This window comes from Aeromonas sp. R4-2 (assembly GCF_040908295.1).
GTDB lineage: Bacteria > Pseudomonadota > Gammaproteobacteria > Enterobacterales > Aeromonadaceae > Aeromonas > Aeromonas veronii.
The window spans coordinates 19921-35642 of sequence record NZ_JBFODL010000011.1; the positions used below are offsets into that span (position 1 = coordinate 19921).

A 15722-nucleotide genomic window follows, 5' to 3' on the forward strand; every position below is an offset into this window, starting at 1 on the left:
TGTATGACCCGGACTGTGACGGAGAAAAACATGAAACTGCCTATTTACCTTGATTATTCGGCAACCTGTCCGGTGGACCCGCGTGTCGCAGAAAAAATGATGCAGTGTCTCACCATGGATGGCCTGTTCGGCAATCCGGCTTCCCGTTCTCACCGCTTTGGCTGGCAAGCCGAGGAGGCGGTGGATCTGGCCCGTAATCAAGTGGCAGATCTGATCGGTGCCGATCCCCGCGAGATCGTCTTCACTTCCGGTGCGACCGAATCCAATAACCTGGCCATCAAGGGTGTTGCCCACTTCTATGCCAGCAAGGGCAAACACATCATCACCTCCAAGACCGAACACAAGGCGGTGCTCGATACCTGTCGCCAGCTGGAGCGTGAAGGGTTCGAGGTGACCTATCTTGAGCCGATGCCCAACGGCCTGTTCACTATCGAGATGATCGAGAATGCCATGCGTGATGACACCATCCTGGTCAGCATCATGCATGTGAACAACGAAATCGGCGTGGTTCAGAACATTGCCGCCATCGGCGAGTTGTGCCGTTCCCGCAAGATCCTGCTGCACGTGGATGCCGTTCAGAGTGTGGGCAAGATCCCGGTAGATGTGGAAGCACTGAAAGTGGACCTGCTCTCCGTCTCAGCACACAAGGTGTATGGTCCGAAAGGGATCGGTGCACTGTTTGTTCGCCGCAAACCCCGCGTTCGTCTGGAAGCCCAGATGCACGGTGGCGGCCACGAGCGCGGCATGCGTTCCGGTACTCTGCCGACCCACCAGATCGTCGGGATGGGCGAAGCTTTCCGCATCGCCAAAGAAGAGATGGTGAGTGAAGGCGAGCGTATCTTGGCACTGCGCCAGCGTCTGTGGAATGGCATCAAGGATATTGAAGCCGTCTACATCAATGGCGATCTGGAGCAACGTGTTCCGGGCAACCTCAACGTCAGCTTTGCCTATGTGGAAGGGGAATCCCTCATCATGGCGCTGAAAGATTTGGCGGTCTCTTCCGGTTCGGCCTGTACCTCCGCCAGCCTGGAACCCTCCTATGTGCTGCGCGCACTGGGTCTGAACGACGAGCTGGCACACAGCTCCATCCGTTTCAGCATGGGTCGCTTCACCACCGAGGAAGAGATTGACTACGCGGTCAAGCTTATTCGTGACTCCATCGGTCGTCTGCGCGAGATGTCCCCCCTGTGGGAGATGTACAAAGACGGCGTCGATCTGAACACGGTCGAATGGGCTCATCACTGATCCACCGGGTCAGTGAGCAACAGAATTAGCAGGAGTGAGATATGGCTTACAGTGAAAAAGTAATCGACCACTACGAGAATCCTCGCAACGTCGGTGGTTTCGACAAGAATGATCCCAGCGTTGCAACCGGCATGGTCGGTGCGCCCGCCTGTGGCGACGTGATGAAGCTGCAATTGAAGATCAGCGATGAAGGCATCATCGAAGATGCCAAGTTCAAGACCTACGGCTGCGGTTCTGCCATCGCCTCCAGCTCCCTGGTGACCGAATGGGTCAAGGGCAAGACCCTGGACGAAGCGGCTGGCATCAAGAACACCGATATCGCCGAAGAGTTGGCCCTGCCACCGGTGAAGATCCACTGCTCCATTCTGGCCGAGGACGCCATCAAGGCCGCCATCGCCGATTACAAGCAGAAGAAAGGTCTCTAAGCGCCGGAGAGCAGTATGGCTATTACCATGACAGATGCCGCCGCGGCACGGGTTTCCTCTTTTCTGGCTAACCGGGGCAAGGGCATTGGCCTGCGCCTCGGCGTCAAAACCACCGGCTGCTCCGGTCTTGCCTACGTGCTTGAGTTCGTTGATGAACTGACCGATGAGGATCAGGTGTTCGAGCAGCAGGGCGTCAAGATTATTGTTGATGCCAAGAGCCTGATCCATCTGGATGGCACCGAGCTGGATTTCGTCAAGGAGGGCCTCAACGAGGGCTTCCAGTTCAACAATCCCAATGCCAAAGGCGAGTGTGGTTGCGGCGAAAGCTTCAGTGTCTGAGATGTTTGACGTCAATGATCCTTCGTCTGTGGTTGAGCGGGTTGCCCATGACCCGTTCAATCACATCTCATTTGCCAGGGGCGAGTGAGGTTGTGGCGAACGTTTCCAAGAGGTTTGCATGAATCATTTCGAGCTGTTTGGGCTGGTTGAAGGCTTTGAGCTCGATACCCGTCAGTTGGCTGATACCTACCGCCAGCTGCAAACCCAATTCCATCCTGATCGTTTTGCCACCGCCCCCGAACGGGAGCAGCTGGCTGCGGTGCAACGTGCCGCCCAGATCAACGAAGCATTCACCACCCTCAAGGCGCCGCTACGCCGTGCCGAATATCTGCTCTCCCTGCGTGGCACCGATATCCGTGGTGAACAGCAGACCCTGCAAGATACCGCGTTTCTGATGCAGCAGCTGGAGTGGCACGAGCGTCTGGCCGATCTGAAAGATGACGCCGACCCTGAGCGCGCCATCAAGGATTTTCGCAGCGAGATCAGGCATGATCACCAGATGTTGATGCAGCAGCTGACCGAGTCTCTTGCCGCCGGCAAAGATCTCGTTGCCGCTGATTGCGTTCGCAAACTCAAGTTTGTCGACAAGCTCCTCGAAGAGCTGGAACGATTCGAAGACTCGCTTCTCGAGTCTTGATCCTTTAACGCTGGAAGTTTCATTACCCATGGCATTACTGCAAATCGCCGAACCCGGCCAGAGCGCTGTTCCTCATCAGCACAAACGTGCCGTCGGCATCGATCTCGGCACCACCAACTCTCTCGTCGCTGCGGTTCGCAGCGGTCACGCCGATACCCTTTGCGATGAGCAAGGGCGCGACCTGCTCCCGTCGGTGGTGCACTATCAAAGCGACGCCATTCGAGTCGGAATTGATGCCAAGCGCGAAGCGGCGCTCGATCCTCACAACACCATCGTCTCGGTTAAACGGATGATGGGCAAGGCGTTGGCCGATATCGATACCCGCCAGCAGCCTTACCAGTTTGTTGCCGCCGACAATGGCATGCCGCAACTGCAAACCCGTCAGGGGCTGGTCAATCCGGTACAGGTCTCGGCCGAAATTCTCAAAAAGCTGGCCGAGCGTGGCGCCCAGACTCTCGGGGGCGATCTCGACGGCGTGGTCATTACCGTGCCCGCCTATTTCGATGATGCCCAGCGTCAGGGTACCAAGGATGCGGCCCGTCTGGCCGGTCTGCACGTGCTGCGTCTGCTCAACGAGCCGACCGCGGCCGCGATTGCCTATGGCCTTGACTCCGGTCAGGAAGGGGTGATCGCGGTTTACGATCTGGGGGGCGGCACCTTCGATATCTCCATCCTGCGTCTGCACCGCGGTGTGTTTGAAGTGATGGCGACCGGCGGCGATTCCGCCCTCGGCGGTGATGATTTTGATCACCTGCTGGCGGACTGGATCAAGGAACAAGCGGGCCTCTCCGGCGAGCTGGATGCCCATCTGCAGCGCGAGCTGCTGGATGTGGCCGCTGCCGTCAAACACGGCCTGACCGATGCCGAGCAGGTGGCGTGCACTTTTGCTGGCTGGCAGGGTTCAGTGAGCCGTAGCCAGTTTGATGAACTCATCACCCCGCTGGTGAAACGGACCTTGCTGGCTTGCCGCCGCGCCCTGCGCGATGCCGGTCTCGAGCAGGTGGAAGTGCTGGAAGTGGTGATGGTCGGTGGCTCCACCCGGGTGCCGCTGGTGCGTGAACTGGTGGGCGAGTTCTTCCAGCGTACGCCGCTGACCAGCATCGATCCGGACAAGGTGGTCGCCATTGGCGCCGCCATCCAGGCCGATATTCTGGTGGGCAACAAGCCCGATGCCGAGATGCTGCTGCTGGACGTTATCCCCTTGTCGCTGGGTCTGGAGACCATGGGTGGCCTCGCCGAGAAAGTGATCCCGCGCAACACTACCATTCCGGTTGCCCGCGCCCAGGAGTTCACCACCTTCAAGGATGGTCAGACCGCCATGGCCATTCACGTGGTACAGGGTGAACGCGAGTTGGTGGCCGATTGCCGCTCCCTGGCCCGCTTTACCCTGACCGGTATTCCGCCGATGGCTGCCGGCGCCGCCCATATTCGCGTCACCTTCCAGGTGGATGCGGATGGTCTGCTCTCGGTCAGCGCCATGGAGAAATCCTCCGGCGTGCAGGCCGAGATCCAGGTCAAGCCCTCTTACGGGCTGGCGGAGCAGGATATCCTCAACATGCTGAGTGCCTCCATCGAGAATGCCCAGCAGGATATGGATGCCCGCATGCTGGCCGAGCAGCAGGTTGAAGCCGACCGGGTGGTCGAGAGTCTCAATGCGGCGCTGGCCGCCGATGGCGATGCCCTGCTCAATGCTGCCGAGCGTGCCGAGATTGATGCCGCCATCGCCCATCTGCTGACCATGCGCAACAGCGGCGCAACCCATCAAATCAAAGAAGCCATTGAGGCAGCCGATGCTGTCAGTGGCGAGTTTGCAGCCCGCCGGATGGACGCCTCCATCCGCAAGGTGCTGACCGGACAAAACGTCAACAAGGTGTAATATGCCAAAACTGATCATTCTTCCTCATCCCGTACTCTGTCCGGATGGCGCCGCCCTCGAGGGGCAAAGCGGCGAGACCATTCTGGATGTGGCGCTGCGCAACGGCATCGAGATTGAGCATGCCTGCGAGAAGTCCTGTGCCTGCACCACCTGCCACTGTGTGGTGCGTGAAGGCTTTGACTCGCTCGAGCCAAGTGACGAGCTGGAAGACGACATGCTGGACAAGGCGTGGGGGTTGGAGCCGGAATCGCGCCTGAGCTGCCAGGCAAAACTGGCGGACGAGGATCTGGTGGTGGAACTGCCCAAGTACACCCTGAACCTTGCCTCTGAACGCCATTAATTACACATGAGTGAATTGCACGTGCAGCATCCTGTGGTGCTTCAGTGATATGGTGGAAGGCCGTGACCCTCGGGGGCACGGCCTTTTTTGTATTCGTTATTCTCTCTTTGCCAATAAGCTCTTTCCCATAAAGAGTGCTTATACATAGTGCCAGTAAAAAGGAAGCAAACACGATGGCTGATATGATGAAGGTAGCGTTATCCACCCAGGCTGCGGCCGCCTATTGGGGCGAGGGCGCCCAGCTCAGTTTCAATGGCGACGAGGCACTGATCCATCTTGGTGCCGCCGGTCAGGAGAAGGATGTTCTGCGCACCGTTCAGCGCGCCGCCCGTCGCCTCGAATCGAGCGGGATCAAGCGGGTGACGCTGGTCGGTGAAGGCTGGGATCTGGAGCGTCGCTACGCGTTCGCCCAGGGGTTCTACGCCGCCAAGGGATCGCGTGAACTGGATTTTGGCCAGCAGAGCGACGCGGAAGCCCGTGAACTGGATGCGCTGCTCAAGGCGGCTCGCTGGGTACGTGACATCACCAATGGCTGTCCGGAAGAGATCTACCCCATGAGTCTGGCGGAATCGGCCCTGTTGCTCATTCGTGGTATCGCCGGGGATCAGGTCACTGCCCGCATCACCGCCGGTGAAGCGCTGCGCGAGTCCGGCCATATCGGGATCTGGTCGGTTGGCCGTGGCAGCGAGCGCGAGCCGGTGCTGCTGGAGCTCGACTACAACCCGACCGGTGATCGCAATGCGCCCGTGGTGGCGGCGCTGGTGGGCAAGGGGATCACTTTTGATTCTGGCGGCTACTCCATGAAGTCCTCTGACAACATGCTGCCGATGAAGTCCGACATGGGCGGCGCTGCCATGGTGACCGGTGCGCTGGCGCTGGCTATCAGCCGCGGTCTGAACCAGCGGGTGAAGCTCATTCTCTGCTGCGCCGAGAACCTGGTCTCTGGCCACGCCTTCAAGCTGGGCGACATCCTCACTTACAAGAATGGGATTTCGGTCGAGATCCAGAACACCGATGCGGAAGGTCGTCTGGTGCTGGCCGATGGCCTGATGGCGGCCTCCGACAGCGGTGCGGCTTATATCCTTGACGCAGCCACCCTGACCGGCGCCGCCAAGATGGCGCTGGGGCGCGACTACAATGCGGTGTTTGCCCTCGATGAGACCGAACAGCAGCGTGCGCTGGCCGCCGCCAAGGTGGAAAACGAGCAGGCGTGGGCGCTGCCGCTGGAGCCCTGGCATGCCAGCCAGCTCACCTCGGCCTTTGCCGATCTGGGCAACGTCGCCTCGGCAGAAGGCACGGCCGGTGCCACCACGGCTGCTGCGTTCCTTTCCCGCTTCGTACGTGATGAGGGTAAAGGCTGGGTGCACCTGGATCTGGCGGCCTCTTATCAGAAATCGGGCAACGATCTCTGGGCGACCGGTGCCAAGGGGCACGGTCTGCGCACCATCGCACGTTGGCTGCAGGAGGTGACCGCATGAATGTCTGGTTAAGTCGTGAATTTGCACCGGCCGAGTGGGGGGAGGGGGCGCTGCTCTCTCACCGTGCCGACGGCATGGTGATCCATCTGGTGACGGCCAATCCGCTGCTCGATATCCAGCAGGCGGCCCGTCGCCTCTGCCAGCAGGGGATCCAGAAAGTGACCCTGGCTGGTCACTGGGAGCGTGAACAGCAGTGGGCTTTTGCCCAAGGGCTGCAAACCCCCAAGGCGGAGGTGCAACTGCAGTGGGCCATGTCCTCGGAAGAGGACAGAGAGGAGCTGGAAGCGCGTTGGCTCTGCGGCCGCTGGGTGCGCGAGATGACCAATGCCACCCCGGAGCAGTTGGGCCCGCTGGAGCTGGCGGTGGAAGCTGCCTCCTTTATTACCGAGCTGGCGCCGGACAAGGTGAGTCATCGCATTTTGAAAGGCGAAGCGCTGCAACAGGCGGGCTGGGTCGGCCTCTATCAGGTGGGCCGCGGCAGTGCGCGCGAACCGGTATTGCTGGAGCTCGACTTCAACCCGGGGCGTGACCCCAAGGCGCCGGTAGCGGCAGCGCTGGTGGGCAAGGGGATCACCTTTGACTCCGGCGGCTACTCCATGAAGAGCTCCGAGGGGATGCTCACCATGAAGTGCGACATGGGGGGCGCGGCGATTGTCACCGGTGCGCTGGCGCTGGCCATGCTGCGCGGGCTCGACAAGCGGGTGAAGCTGATCCTCTGCTGCGCCGAGAACCTGGTCTCCGGCCATGCCTACAAGCTGGGCGACATCCTCACCTACAAGAACGGTACCACGGTCGAGATTGTGAATACCGATGCCGAGGGGCGGCTGGTGCTGGCCGACGGCCTGCAACTGGCGAGCGAGTCCGGCGCACCGCTGATCATCGATGCCGCGACCCTGACTGGCGCAGCCGTGATGGCGCTGGGTGGGCGCTACAATGCTCTGTTCGGCCTCGATAAAGGGCTGGTAAGCCGAGCCATGACCTATGCCGATGCCGAGCATGAGCCAGCCTGGCCGCTGCCGCTGGAGCCCTGGCACCGCCAGCAGTGCCCCTCCCATTACGCCGACACGGCCAACAGCCGTCCGGTGAAGGGGGGCGGGCCGGGTGGCGCCTCCAACGCTGCGGGTTTCCTCTCCCGTTTCGTTGCCAACGAAGGGATGGGCTGGTTGCATATCGATCTGGCCGCCTGCTTCAGTGACAACGGCGATGCCCTCTGGGCTCCGGGGGCCAATACCCTGGGGATGCGCACCATAGCGCGGGCCTTGCTGGCGGAAGCCAAATAGGCGAGACAAGGCACCTTCGGGTGCCTTTTTCATGCTGTTCGAATTGTGAACAAAAGATGGGGTTTTGGCGGCTTAAGGTAACTATCGTGCGCAAGCGCACATATTTTCCGGCTCTGCTCGGTCAAGATGAGTGTGGATGTTGATTGCAAGGGAGTGATGTTTAATAAAAAGTTGCTTGTTTGTGTGTTTTTCCGGTTTTTGTTTACGTATAATCGCCAGCGAACATGGATTCTAACAATAAAACTCTGTAGTTAAGGAAAGATATCAATGGCCATCGAACGTACCTTCTCTATCGTTAAACCGGATGCTGTCAGCAAGAACCTGATCGGTGCCATCTATAGCCGTTTCGAAAGCGCAGGCTTGAAAGTGGTGGCATCCAAAATGCTGCACATGAGCAGTGAACAGGCTGCCGGTTTCTATGCCGAGCATCAGGGCAAGCCTTTTTATGACAATCTGGTCAGCTTCATGACCTCTGGCCCTGTCATGGTGCAGGTGCTGGAAGGGGAAGACGCCATTCGTCGCAATCGCGAGATCATGGGGGCTACCAACCCGAAAGAGGCGCTGGCTGGTACCTTGCGTGCCTGTTATGCCGAGAGCATCGATCGCAACGCAGTACATGGCTCCGATGCACCGGCATCCGCAGCCCGCGAAATTGCCTACTTCTTCTCTGACAACGAGATCTGCCCGCGCGGCTGATTCTTGTGGATGATGACCCAAGGGAGCCTCGGCTCCCTTTGTTGTTTTCGCCGTTTACGCAATATCCCTCTATTCTCCAGGTGGAAAGCCAGACCCATTATTTGTACAATGCCGCCCCCTGACGTCGTCAGCCAATAATTGATGAAGTGTTTGAACTGAGGCCATTGATGAGCGAAACAAAAATCAACCTGCTGGATCTTGATCGGGATGCCATGCGTGCCTTTTTCGTCGAACTGGGCGAGAAGCCATTCCGGGCAGATCAGGTCATGAAGTGGATCTATCACTTTGGGTGTGATGATTTCGATCAGATGACCAACGTCAACAAGGTGCTCAAAGAGCGCCTCAAGGCGATCGCCGAGATCAAGGCGCCCGAGATCAGCCGCGAGCAGCGCTCTGCCGATGGCACCATCAAGTGGGCTCTGCAGGTGGGCGCTCAGGAGGTAGAGACCGTCTACATCCCGGAAGATGACCGCGCGACCCTCTGCGTCTCCTCTCAAGTTGGCTGTGCGCTGGAGTGCAAGTTCTGCTCCACGGCTCAACAAGGCTTCAACCGCAATCTGAAAGTCTCCGAGATCATCGGTCAGGTGTGGCGTGCGGCCCGCGTGGTCGGTGGCAAGCGTCCCATCACCAACGTGGTGATGATGGGGATGGGCGAGCCGCTGCTCAACCTCGCCAACGTGGTGCCCGCCATGCGTCTGATGATGGATGACTACGGCTTTGGTATCTCCAAGCGCCGGGTGACCATCTCCACCTCTGGCGTGGTACCTGCGCTGGACAAGTTGGGCGACCAGATCGACGTGGCGCTGGCTATCTCCCTGCACGCCCCGAACGACAAGCTGCGTTCAGAGATCATGCCGATCAACGACAAGTACAACATCGAGGAGTTCCTCGCCGGTGTCCGTCGTTACCTGGCCAAATCCAATGCCAACGGTGGCCGGGTGACCGTCGAATATGTGCTGCTCGATCATATCAATGACGATATGCAGCATGCGCACGAGCTGGCCAAGGTGCTCAAGGACACTCCGAGCAAGATCAACCTGATCCCGTTCAACCCCTTCCCGGGCAACCCTTACGGCAAGCCGAGCAATAGTCGTATCGATCGCTTCTCCAAGGTGCTGATGGAGTACGGTTTCACCGTGATTGTCCGCAAGACCCGTGGTGATGACATCGATGCCGCCTGTGGTCAGCTGGTGGGTGACGTGATTGACCGTACCAAGCGAACTATCAAAAATCGGATGCAACAGGATGGGATTTCCGTCAAAATGGTTTAAATGCTAAGCCATTGTATAGACAGGGAATGGATACACGTACATTGATCGTAGTGGCAGCGCTCTGCGCGCTGCCAGGCTGTGTGACCGAGACCACTTACGCTGGCCAGAATTCGACCCAGCGTGAAGTGGGTCCTGACCTCAAGGCGGCTGCCCAAACCCGCCTCGACCTGGGTATCCAGTACCTGCGTCAGGGCAATGCCGAGCAGGCCAAGTTCAATCTTGACCGCGCCCTCCAGTATGACCCCTCCAACCCCCAGATCCAGATCGGTTTTGCCTACTTTTACCAGAAGGTAGGAGATTTCAAGGCAGCCGAGACCCATTACAAGAACGCCCTTGCCATGGATCCGTCCAATGCTGACGCAATGAACAACTATGGTGCCTTCCTCTGTGATCGCGGCAGGTATGCCGAGGCAGATCAGGCGTTCAACCAGGCTGTTATTCAGCCAGGCTATGTAAAAATTGCCGATACCTATGAAAATGCGGCACTTTGTGCGCTGCAAAATCGCAGAAATGATAAAGCAGGCGAGTACTATCGCCTGGCCTTGGGGTATAATCCCCGCAATCCAGGGTTATTGCTGGACTTGGCCGAGCTTTCCATGAAAGATGGCAAGCTGCCTGATGTGCAGTCCTACCTCGCCCGTTTTGCCGATGTGTCAGACGAGAACGAGGAGAGTCTCTGGTTGAGACTTCGGCTGGCACAGGCGATGGACAAGCCGGCATTACTTCACCAATTCGGGACTGAGCTGGTAAGGCAATATCCCACTTCGCAACAAGCCAAGCGTTATTTAGCCAATGACTATTGAACAGCAACACGATTTCCAAGACGACTCCCAGGCAGTAGGCCCAGGCCAATTGCTGCGCAACGCCCGTGAACAGCTTGGCTGGACACGAGAACAGGTTGCGTCCCGCATTCACCTTCGTCTGACCCTGATCGCCGCTATCGAATCGGATACCTACGACAAGCACACCTCCCATACCTTTATTCGGGGCTATCTGCGTACCTATGCCAAGCTGGTCGGGATCCCCGACGAGACCATTCTGGCTGCTTACGACAAGCTGGGTCTGACTCCTCCCGACAATATCGACATGCAGAGCTTCTCCCGTCGCTCCCGTCAGCAAGCCAACGACAGTCGGCTCAAGGTGGTGACCTGGCTGGTAATCCTGGTGTTGATTGCGCTCTCGGTCGCCTGGTGGTGGCAGAGTACTTCCCGTCGCTCCGCCGGTGATGAAGCGCTGGCAGCCACCGAGATGAGTGCAACCGGTTCGACTCCGGCTGAACCTGCCATCACGCCGCCCGATGCAATCAACACCGCTCCGGTGGAAGGCGCTACCATCGCACCGGCCGCCACTGATGTAGCTGCCCCTGCGGTGGTCTCCGATGCGTCTGCTACCCTGGCGCCTGCTTCTGCGGCTGTTGCCCCGACCGATGTCAGTGCGGCTGTCGGCACTGCGACCGATGCTGCAGTATCCGGTGCCAATGGCACTGAATCTGAAGAGGCTGTCGTTGATCCGGCGACTGCGCCGCAACTGAAGATGAGCTTCACCGCCGATTGCTGGCTGGATGTGAAGGATGCCAACGGCAAGACCCTGTTCAGTGGTCTGAAGAAGGCCAACGACGAGCTGGTGCTGGAAGGCGCTGAGCCCCTGAAGTTCATCATTGGCGCGCCCATGGCCGTCAAGCTTGACTACAAGGGTCAGTCGTTTGATATGAGCCGTTACAACAACGGTCGTACAGCCCGCTTCTCACTGCCGCAGGAGTAATCTGTTTCCCATGTCTTCTCACGAATCACCCATCATTCGTCGTAAATCCAGACAGATCATGGTTGGTAATGTACCGGTTGGGGGCGATGCCCCCATTACCGTGCAGACCATGACCAACACCAAGACCACAGATGTCGCCGCCACCATCGAGCAGATCCAGCGGATCGAGCGGGTCGGTGCCGATATCGTCCGTGTCTCCGTGCCCACCATGGAGGCGGCGGAAGCCTTCCGGCTCATCAAACAGCAGACCCGCATCCCCATCGTCGCCGATATCCACTTCGACTATCGCATCGCCTTGAAAGTGGCCGAGTACGGTGCCGACTGCCTGCGTATCAACCCGGGCAACATCGGCAACGAGCAGCGGGTGCGCTCGGTGGTCGATTGCGCGCGCGACCTCAATATCCCGATCCGTATCGGGGTCAATGGCGGGTCGCTGGAGAAAGATATTCAGGAGAAGTACGGCGAGCCGACCCCCGAAGCGCTGGTGGAGTCCGCCATGCGTCACGTGGACTACCTCGATCGCCTCGATTTCCAGGACTTCAAGGTGAGTGTCAAGGCCTCTGATGTGTTCCTGGCAGTCGGTGCCTATCGCCTGCTGGCCAAGCAGATCGAGCAGCCGCTGCACCTTGGCATCACCGAAGCGGGCGGTTTCCGTGCCGGCGCGGTGAAGTCTGCCATCGGTCTGGGCATGCTGCTCACCGACGGCATCGGCGATACCCTGCGTATCTCGCTGGCGGCGGATCCTGTGGAGGAGGTGAAGGTCGGTTTCGATATCCTCAAATCCCTGCGTATTCGCTCCCGTGGCATCAACTTTATCGCTTGCCCATCCTGCTCACGGCAGGAGTTCGATGTGATCGCCACCGTCAATGCGCTGGAAGAGCGGCTCGAAGATATCATCACCCCGATGGATGTCTCCATCATCGGTTGCGTGGTGAATGGCCCGGGCGAAGCACTCGTCTCCGATCTTGGTCTGGCGGGTGCCGCCAACAAGAGTGCCTTCTATGAAGGGGGCCAGCGGGTCGATCGGCTCGACAACAAGGATCTCATTCCAACTCTGGAGCGCCGCATTCGCGCCCGCGCCGCCATGCTGGATCCCGCTAACCGGATCCCGATGGACAAGGAGTGAGCGAAACAGGGCCACATTGGGTGGCCCTTTTTCCAGGTGACTGATTTTAAATCCCGCATCCGGATTCCCTGATTTTACCTTGGGGGGGAAAATCCCTATAATGCGGCCAAATTTTACCTCTTTTTCTCGAGTATCAACGTGGCAAAACAGATCCAAGCTATTCGCGGTATGAATGATTGCCTGCCGGAGCAGAGCCCGGTATGGCAGAAGGTTGAACAGATCCTGCGCCAGGTCGTTGCCAGCTATGGCTACAGCGAAGTGCGCATGCCGATTGTCGAGCAGACTCATCTGTTCAAGCGCGCCATCGGTGAAGTGACCGACGTGGTCGAAAAAGAGATGTACACCTTTGAAGACCGTAACGGCGACAGCCTGAGCCTGCGTCCGGAAGGGACCGCCAGTTGCGTCCGTGCCGGTATCGAACACGGTCTGCTCTACAACCAGGAACGCCGGATGTGGTACATGGGCCCCATGTTCCGTCACGAGCGTCCCCAGAAGGGCCGTTATCGCCAGTTCCACCAGTTCGGTGTCGAGCTGTTTGGCATCAACGGGCCGGACATTGACGCTGAGCTGATCATGCTGACCCACCGTCTGTGGCGTCTGTTTGGCATCAGCGAGCATGTCACCCTGCAGCTCAACACCCTGGGCCAGAGCGCCGAGCGCGCCGCTTACCGCGATGCGCTGGTGGCCTATCTGGAGCAGTACAAGGAGCAGTTGGACGAAGAGAGCCAGCGCCGCATGTACAGCAACCCGCTGCGGGTGCTCGACTCCAAGGATGAAAAGGTGCAGGCCATTTTGGCGGGTGCCCCGCGTCTGTTCGACCATTTGGGCGAAGAGAGCCTGGCCCACTTCGAGGGGCTCAAGCGCCTGCTCGAGTCTGCCGGTATCAAATACGAAGTGAACGAGCGTCTGGTGCGTGGTCTTGACTACTACAACCTGACCGTGTTCGAGTGGGTCACCAGCAGTCTGGGTGCCCAGGGCACCGTCTGTGCCGGTGGCCGCTACGATGGTCTGGTAGAGCAGCTGGGCGGTCAACCGACCCCGGCCGTGGGCTTTGCCATGGGCATGGAGCGTCTGGTGCTGATGCTGGAAACTCTCGAGCTCAACGCCGATATCCGCCCGGCGGTGGATGTCTATCTGGCGATGGTGGGCGAGGGGACCGAACAGGCTGGCTTCCAGTTGGCCGAGCGTCTGCGCGATGCACTGCCGGACCTGCGCCTCATGAGCCACTGCGGCGGTGGCAACTTCAAGAAACAACTCAAACGTGCCGACAAGAGCGGCGCGGCAATCGCCCTGATCCTTGGTGAGACCGAGGTGCAAAACGGGGAGATCACTATCAAATATCTGCGTGGTCAGGCCGAGCAACAGACCGTCAAGGTTGACGTCGCCATTGCCCTGCTGGCAGCCAAAGGAGAGTAAGCTGTGGAAGTCTATACCACCGAAGAACAACAGGTTGAGGTTATCAAGGAGTGGTGGAAAGAGAACGGAACCTCGGTGATTGCCGGGACCGTGATCGGTCTGGTCGGTCTGTTCGGCTGGCGCTATTACAACCAGCACCAGCAAGAGACCATGGAGGCCTCCTCCCACTCTTACAACCAGGTGATTGAGCAGCTGGCCAAGGGCGATGCCGCCGGTTTCGAGCAGGCACAGCAGTTTGTCACCGCCAACAAGGGTGACTCCTACGGTGAACTGGCCGCGTTGCAGCTGGCTGCCGCTGCCGTCAAGGCGGGCAAGCTGGATCTTGCTGCCGAGCAGCTGGAGCTGGTGGCGACCACGGGTGACGAGAGCATTCGTCCCATCGCGGCGCTGCGTCTGGCCCGTGTGCTGAATGATCAGGGCAAGGCAGATGAAGCGCTGGCCAAGCTGGCGACCATCCAGAATGAAGCCTTCAAGGCGCAGGTAGCCGAAGCCCGTGGTGATGTGCTGCAAAAGCAGGGCAAGACCGAAGAGGCTCGTGATGCCTATCAGGCGGCGGCGGATGCCGGCGGCCTGCAGGGTAGCGCCGAGCTCAAGCTGAAAATGGACGATCTGGCCCTGCCGGCCGTTGCGACTGGTGAGGCACCGGATGCGTAATCTATTCAAGATGGTGGCGCTGGGGGCTGCGGTCTCCTTCGCCCTGCAGGGTTGCTCCCTGTTCAGTTCCGAAGAGGATCTCAACCCGATGGCGCCGCTGCCCAAGGTTGAATCTGCCTTCACTGCCGACACCGCATGGTCATCTACTGTGGGTGATGGCATCGGTGACTTCTACTCCCAGCTCAAGCCGGTGGTGGAAGAGGATCGTATCTATGCGGCGGCCCGCGACGGCGATGTCAGCGCCTTTGACCGTGCCAGTGGCGATCGCCTCTGGACTGTCGATCTGGCCGACCTGCCGGTCAACGCCGACAAGCGTAGCGCTCGTCTCTCCGGTGGCCTGGTTTCCCGTTACGGCAAGCTGTTCCTCGGTTCCGAGAACGGGGTGGTCTATGCCCTGAACGAAGAGAATGGCGAAGTGCTGTGGCAGACCAATGTGCCCGGTGAAGTGGTGGCAAGCCCCGCGGTGGAAGATGGCCGCGTGGTAGTGTTGACCACCTCCGGTCGCTTGATTGCGCTCGACACCGACGAAGGCAAGATGCAGTGGTCGCTCTCCGAAGAGCAGCCGCCGCTGACCCTGCGCAGTGCCGGTGCACCTGTGATCACCAACGGCGCCGTGATTTACGGTCGTGCCGATGGCAAGGTGGGCATCGCCCTGCTGAGCAACGGCCAGCCGGTGCGCCAGTCCAAGGTGGCTGATCCGCGCGGTGCCACCGAGCTGGACCGTATGGTTGACGTCGATGCCAGCCCGCTGATTGCCGGTGATGAGCTCTACGCCATCGCCTACAACGGTCAGCTGATGGCGCGCAAGCTGATGACCGGCGATGAAGTGTGGAAGCGCAAGTATTCCGGCTATCGCGATCTGGCGATGACCGGCAATGCCATCGTGCTGACCGACAGCCGCAGCCATCTGTTTGCCATCGACCGTCGCAACGGTCTGGAGCTGTGGTCCAACACCCAGCTGGAAAATCGTACCGTCACTGCACCTGTCATCTTCGGTGACTATGTGGTGGTGGGTGATGTGGAAGGATACCTGTATTGGCTTGATCGTACCGACGGTACCATCAAGGCGATGCAGCAGCTCGATAGCAGTGGTCTCTACGCCGCCCCGCTGGTGGATGGCGAGACCCTGTATGTGCAGAGCCGTGACGGCAAGTTGTACGCCCTCAAGCGTCCTTGAT

At 59.3% G+C, this 15722-nt stretch carries 16 protein-coding genes; all 16 read left to right on the forward strand.

The window, feature by feature from the left end:
- Positions 1-30 precede the first annotated feature (30 nt).
- The 16 genes from AB5Y99_RS07400 (at position 31) to bamB (ending at position 15721) form a co-directional block, all read left to right on the forward strand.
- Complete coding sequence (locus AB5Y99_RS07400; protein ID WP_013723838.1) at positions 31-1245, forward strand: IscS subfamily cysteine desulfurase; 1215 nt, start codon at positions 31-33, stop codon at positions 1243-1245.
- 41 nt (positions 1246-1286) lie between these two features.
- The gene (iscU, locus tag AB5Y99_RS07405) at positions 1287-1670 is read left to right on the forward strand and encodes a Fe-S cluster assembly scaffold IscU (protein WP_005333813.1); all 384 of its coding nucleotides are present in this window, start codon (positions 1287-1289) and stop codon (positions 1668-1670) included.
- 15 nt (positions 1671-1685) lie between these two features.
- Positions 1686-2009 carry an iron-sulfur cluster assembly protein IscA gene (iscA, locus tag AB5Y99_RS07410; protein WP_005333812.1) on the forward strand — a complete coding sequence of 108 codons (324 nt, stop codon included), beginning with the start codon at positions 1686-1688 and terminating at the stop codon, positions 2007-2009.
- 118 nt (positions 2010-2127) lie between these two features.
- On the forward strand, positions 2128-2646 hold the full coding sequence (hscB, locus tag AB5Y99_RS07415) for a co-chaperone HscB (RefSeq protein WP_368209258.1): 519 nt from the start codon (positions 2128-2130) through the stop codon (positions 2644-2646).
- A 28-nt stretch (positions 2647-2674) separates the two neighbouring features.
- Complete coding sequence (gene hscA / locus AB5Y99_RS07420; protein ID WP_005351033.1) at positions 2675-4522, forward strand: Fe-S protein assembly chaperone HscA; 1848 nt, start codon at positions 2675-2677, stop codon at positions 4520-4522.
- A gap of 1 nt (position 4523) precedes the next feature.
- Positions 4524-4862, forward strand: a complete 339-nt coding sequence (gene fdx / locus AB5Y99_RS07425; protein ID WP_005333808.1) for an ISC system 2Fe-2S type ferredoxin — start codon at positions 4524-4526, stop codon at positions 4860-4862.
- Between the two features lie 173 nt (positions 4863-5035).
- The gene (gene pepB, locus AB5Y99_RS07430; protein ID WP_265784044.1) at positions 5036-6340 is read left to right on the forward strand and encodes an aminopeptidase PepB; all 1305 of its coding nucleotides are present in this window, start codon (positions 5036-5038) and stop codon (positions 6338-6340) included.
- Positions 6337-7620, forward strand: coding sequence for an aminopeptidase PepB (pepB, locus tag AB5Y99_RS07435; RefSeq protein WP_005359802.1), 1284 nt, complete (start codon positions 6337-6339; stop codon positions 7618-7620). Before pepB (AB5Y99_RS07430) ends, pepB (AB5Y99_RS07435) begins: the two co-directional genes overlap by 4 nt.
- Before the next feature lie 267 nt (positions 7621-7887).
- A complete protein-coding gene (gene ndk, locus AB5Y99_RS07440) occupies positions 7888-8316 on the forward strand; it encodes a nucleoside-diphosphate kinase (protein WP_005333805.1) in 429 nt (142 codons plus the stop codon).
- 167 nt (positions 8317-8483) lie between these two features.
- Positions 8484-9587: a bifunctional tRNA (adenosine(37)-C2)-methyltransferase TrmG/ribosomal RNA large subunit methyltransferase RlmN gene (locus AB5Y99_RS07445; RefSeq protein WP_245147974.1), complete on the forward strand. Its 1104-nt coding sequence runs from the start codon at positions 8484-8486 to the stop codon at positions 9585-9587.
- An 11-nt stretch (positions 9588-9598) separates the two neighbouring features.
- On the forward strand, positions 9599-10390 hold the full coding sequence (tapF, locus tag AB5Y99_RS07450) for a PilW family type IVa pilus biogenesis/stability lipoprotein TapF (RefSeq protein WP_085943024.1): 792 nt from the start codon (positions 9599-9601) through the stop codon (positions 10388-10390).
- On the forward strand, positions 10380-11348 hold the full coding sequence (gene rodZ / locus AB5Y99_RS07455; RefSeq protein ID WP_058057393.1) for a cytoskeleton protein RodZ: 969 nt from the start codon (positions 10380-10382) through the stop codon (positions 11346-11348). Before tapF ends, rodZ begins: the two co-directional genes overlap by 11 nt.
- Positions 11349-11358: 10 nt before the next feature.
- Positions 11359-12474, forward strand: coding sequence for a flavodoxin-dependent (E)-4-hydroxy-3-methylbut-2-enyl-diphosphate synthase (gene ispG / locus AB5Y99_RS07460; RefSeq protein WP_005333801.1), 1116 nt, complete (start codon positions 11359-11361; stop codon positions 12472-12474).
- Between the two features lie 138 nt (positions 12475-12612).
- Complete coding sequence (gene hisS / locus AB5Y99_RS07465) at positions 12613-13890, forward strand: histidine--tRNA ligase (RefSeq protein WP_338774564.1); 1278 nt, start codon at positions 12613-12615, stop codon at positions 13888-13890.
- Positions 13891-13893: 3 nt separating this feature from the next.
- Positions 13894-14544 carry a tetratricopeptide repeat protein gene (locus AB5Y99_RS07470; RefSeq protein ID WP_021229680.1) on the forward strand — a complete coding sequence of 217 codons (651 nt, stop codon included), beginning with the start codon at positions 13894-13896 and terminating at the stop codon, positions 14542-14544.
- Entirely contained in the window at positions 14537-15721 is a 1185-nt protein-coding gene (gene bamB, locus AB5Y99_RS07475) for an outer membrane protein assembly factor BamB (RefSeq protein WP_005333796.1), read from the forward strand. The genes AB5Y99_RS07470 and bamB overlap by 8 nt, the downstream gene beginning before the upstream one ends.
- Position 15722: the final 1 nt, after the last annotated feature.

What these genes read in the sequence shown, in the direction of transcription:
- AB5Y99_RS07400 (WP_013723838.1), top strand. Translation starts at nt 31, where the DNA reads ATGAAACTGCCTATTTACCTTGATTATTCGGCAACCTGTCCGGTGGAC.
- iscU (WP_005333813.1), top strand. Translation starts at nt 1,287, where the DNA reads ATGGCTTACAGTGAAAAAGTAATCGACCACTACGAGAATCCTCGCAAC.
- iscA (WP_005333812.1), top strand. Translation starts at nt 1,686, where the DNA reads ATGGCTATTACCATGACAGATGCCGCCGCGGCACGGGTTTCCTCTTTT.
- hscB (WP_368209258.1), top strand. Translation starts at nt 2,128, where the DNA reads ATGAATCATTTCGAGCTGTTTGGGCTGGTTGAAGGCTTTGAGCTCGAT.
- hscA (WP_005351033.1), top strand. Translation starts at nt 2,675, where the DNA reads ATGGCATTACTGCAAATCGCCGAACCCGGCCAGAGCGCTGTTCCTCAT.
- fdx (WP_005333808.1), top strand. Translation starts at nt 4,524, where the DNA reads ATGCCAAAACTGATCATTCTTCCTCATCCCGTACTCTGTCCGGATGGC.
- pepB (WP_265784044.1), top strand. Translation starts at nt 5,036, where the DNA reads ATGGCTGATATGATGAAGGTAGCGTTATCCACCCAGGCTGCGGCCGCC.
- pepB (WP_005359802.1), top strand. Translation starts at nt 6,337, where the DNA reads ATGAATGTCTGGTTAAGTCGTGAATTTGCACCGGCCGAGTGGGGGGAG.
- ndk (WP_005333805.1), top strand. Translation starts at nt 7,888, where the DNA reads ATGGCCATCGAACGTACCTTCTCTATCGTTAAACCGGATGCTGTCAGC.
- AB5Y99_RS07445 (WP_245147974.1), top strand. Translation starts at nt 8,484, where the DNA reads ATGAGCGAAACAAAAATCAACCTGCTGGATCTTGATCGGGATGCCATG.
- rodZ (WP_058057393.1), top strand. Translation starts at nt 10,380, where the DNA reads ATGACTATTGAACAGCAACACGATTTCCAAGACGACTCCCAGGCAGTA.
- ispG (WP_005333801.1), top strand. Translation starts at nt 11,359, where the DNA reads ATGTCTTCTCACGAATCACCCATCATTCGTCGTAAATCCAGACAGATC.
- bamB (WP_005333796.1), top strand. Translation starts at nt 14,537, where the DNA reads ATGCGTAATCTATTCAAGATGGTGGCGCTGGGGGCTGCGGTCTCCTTC.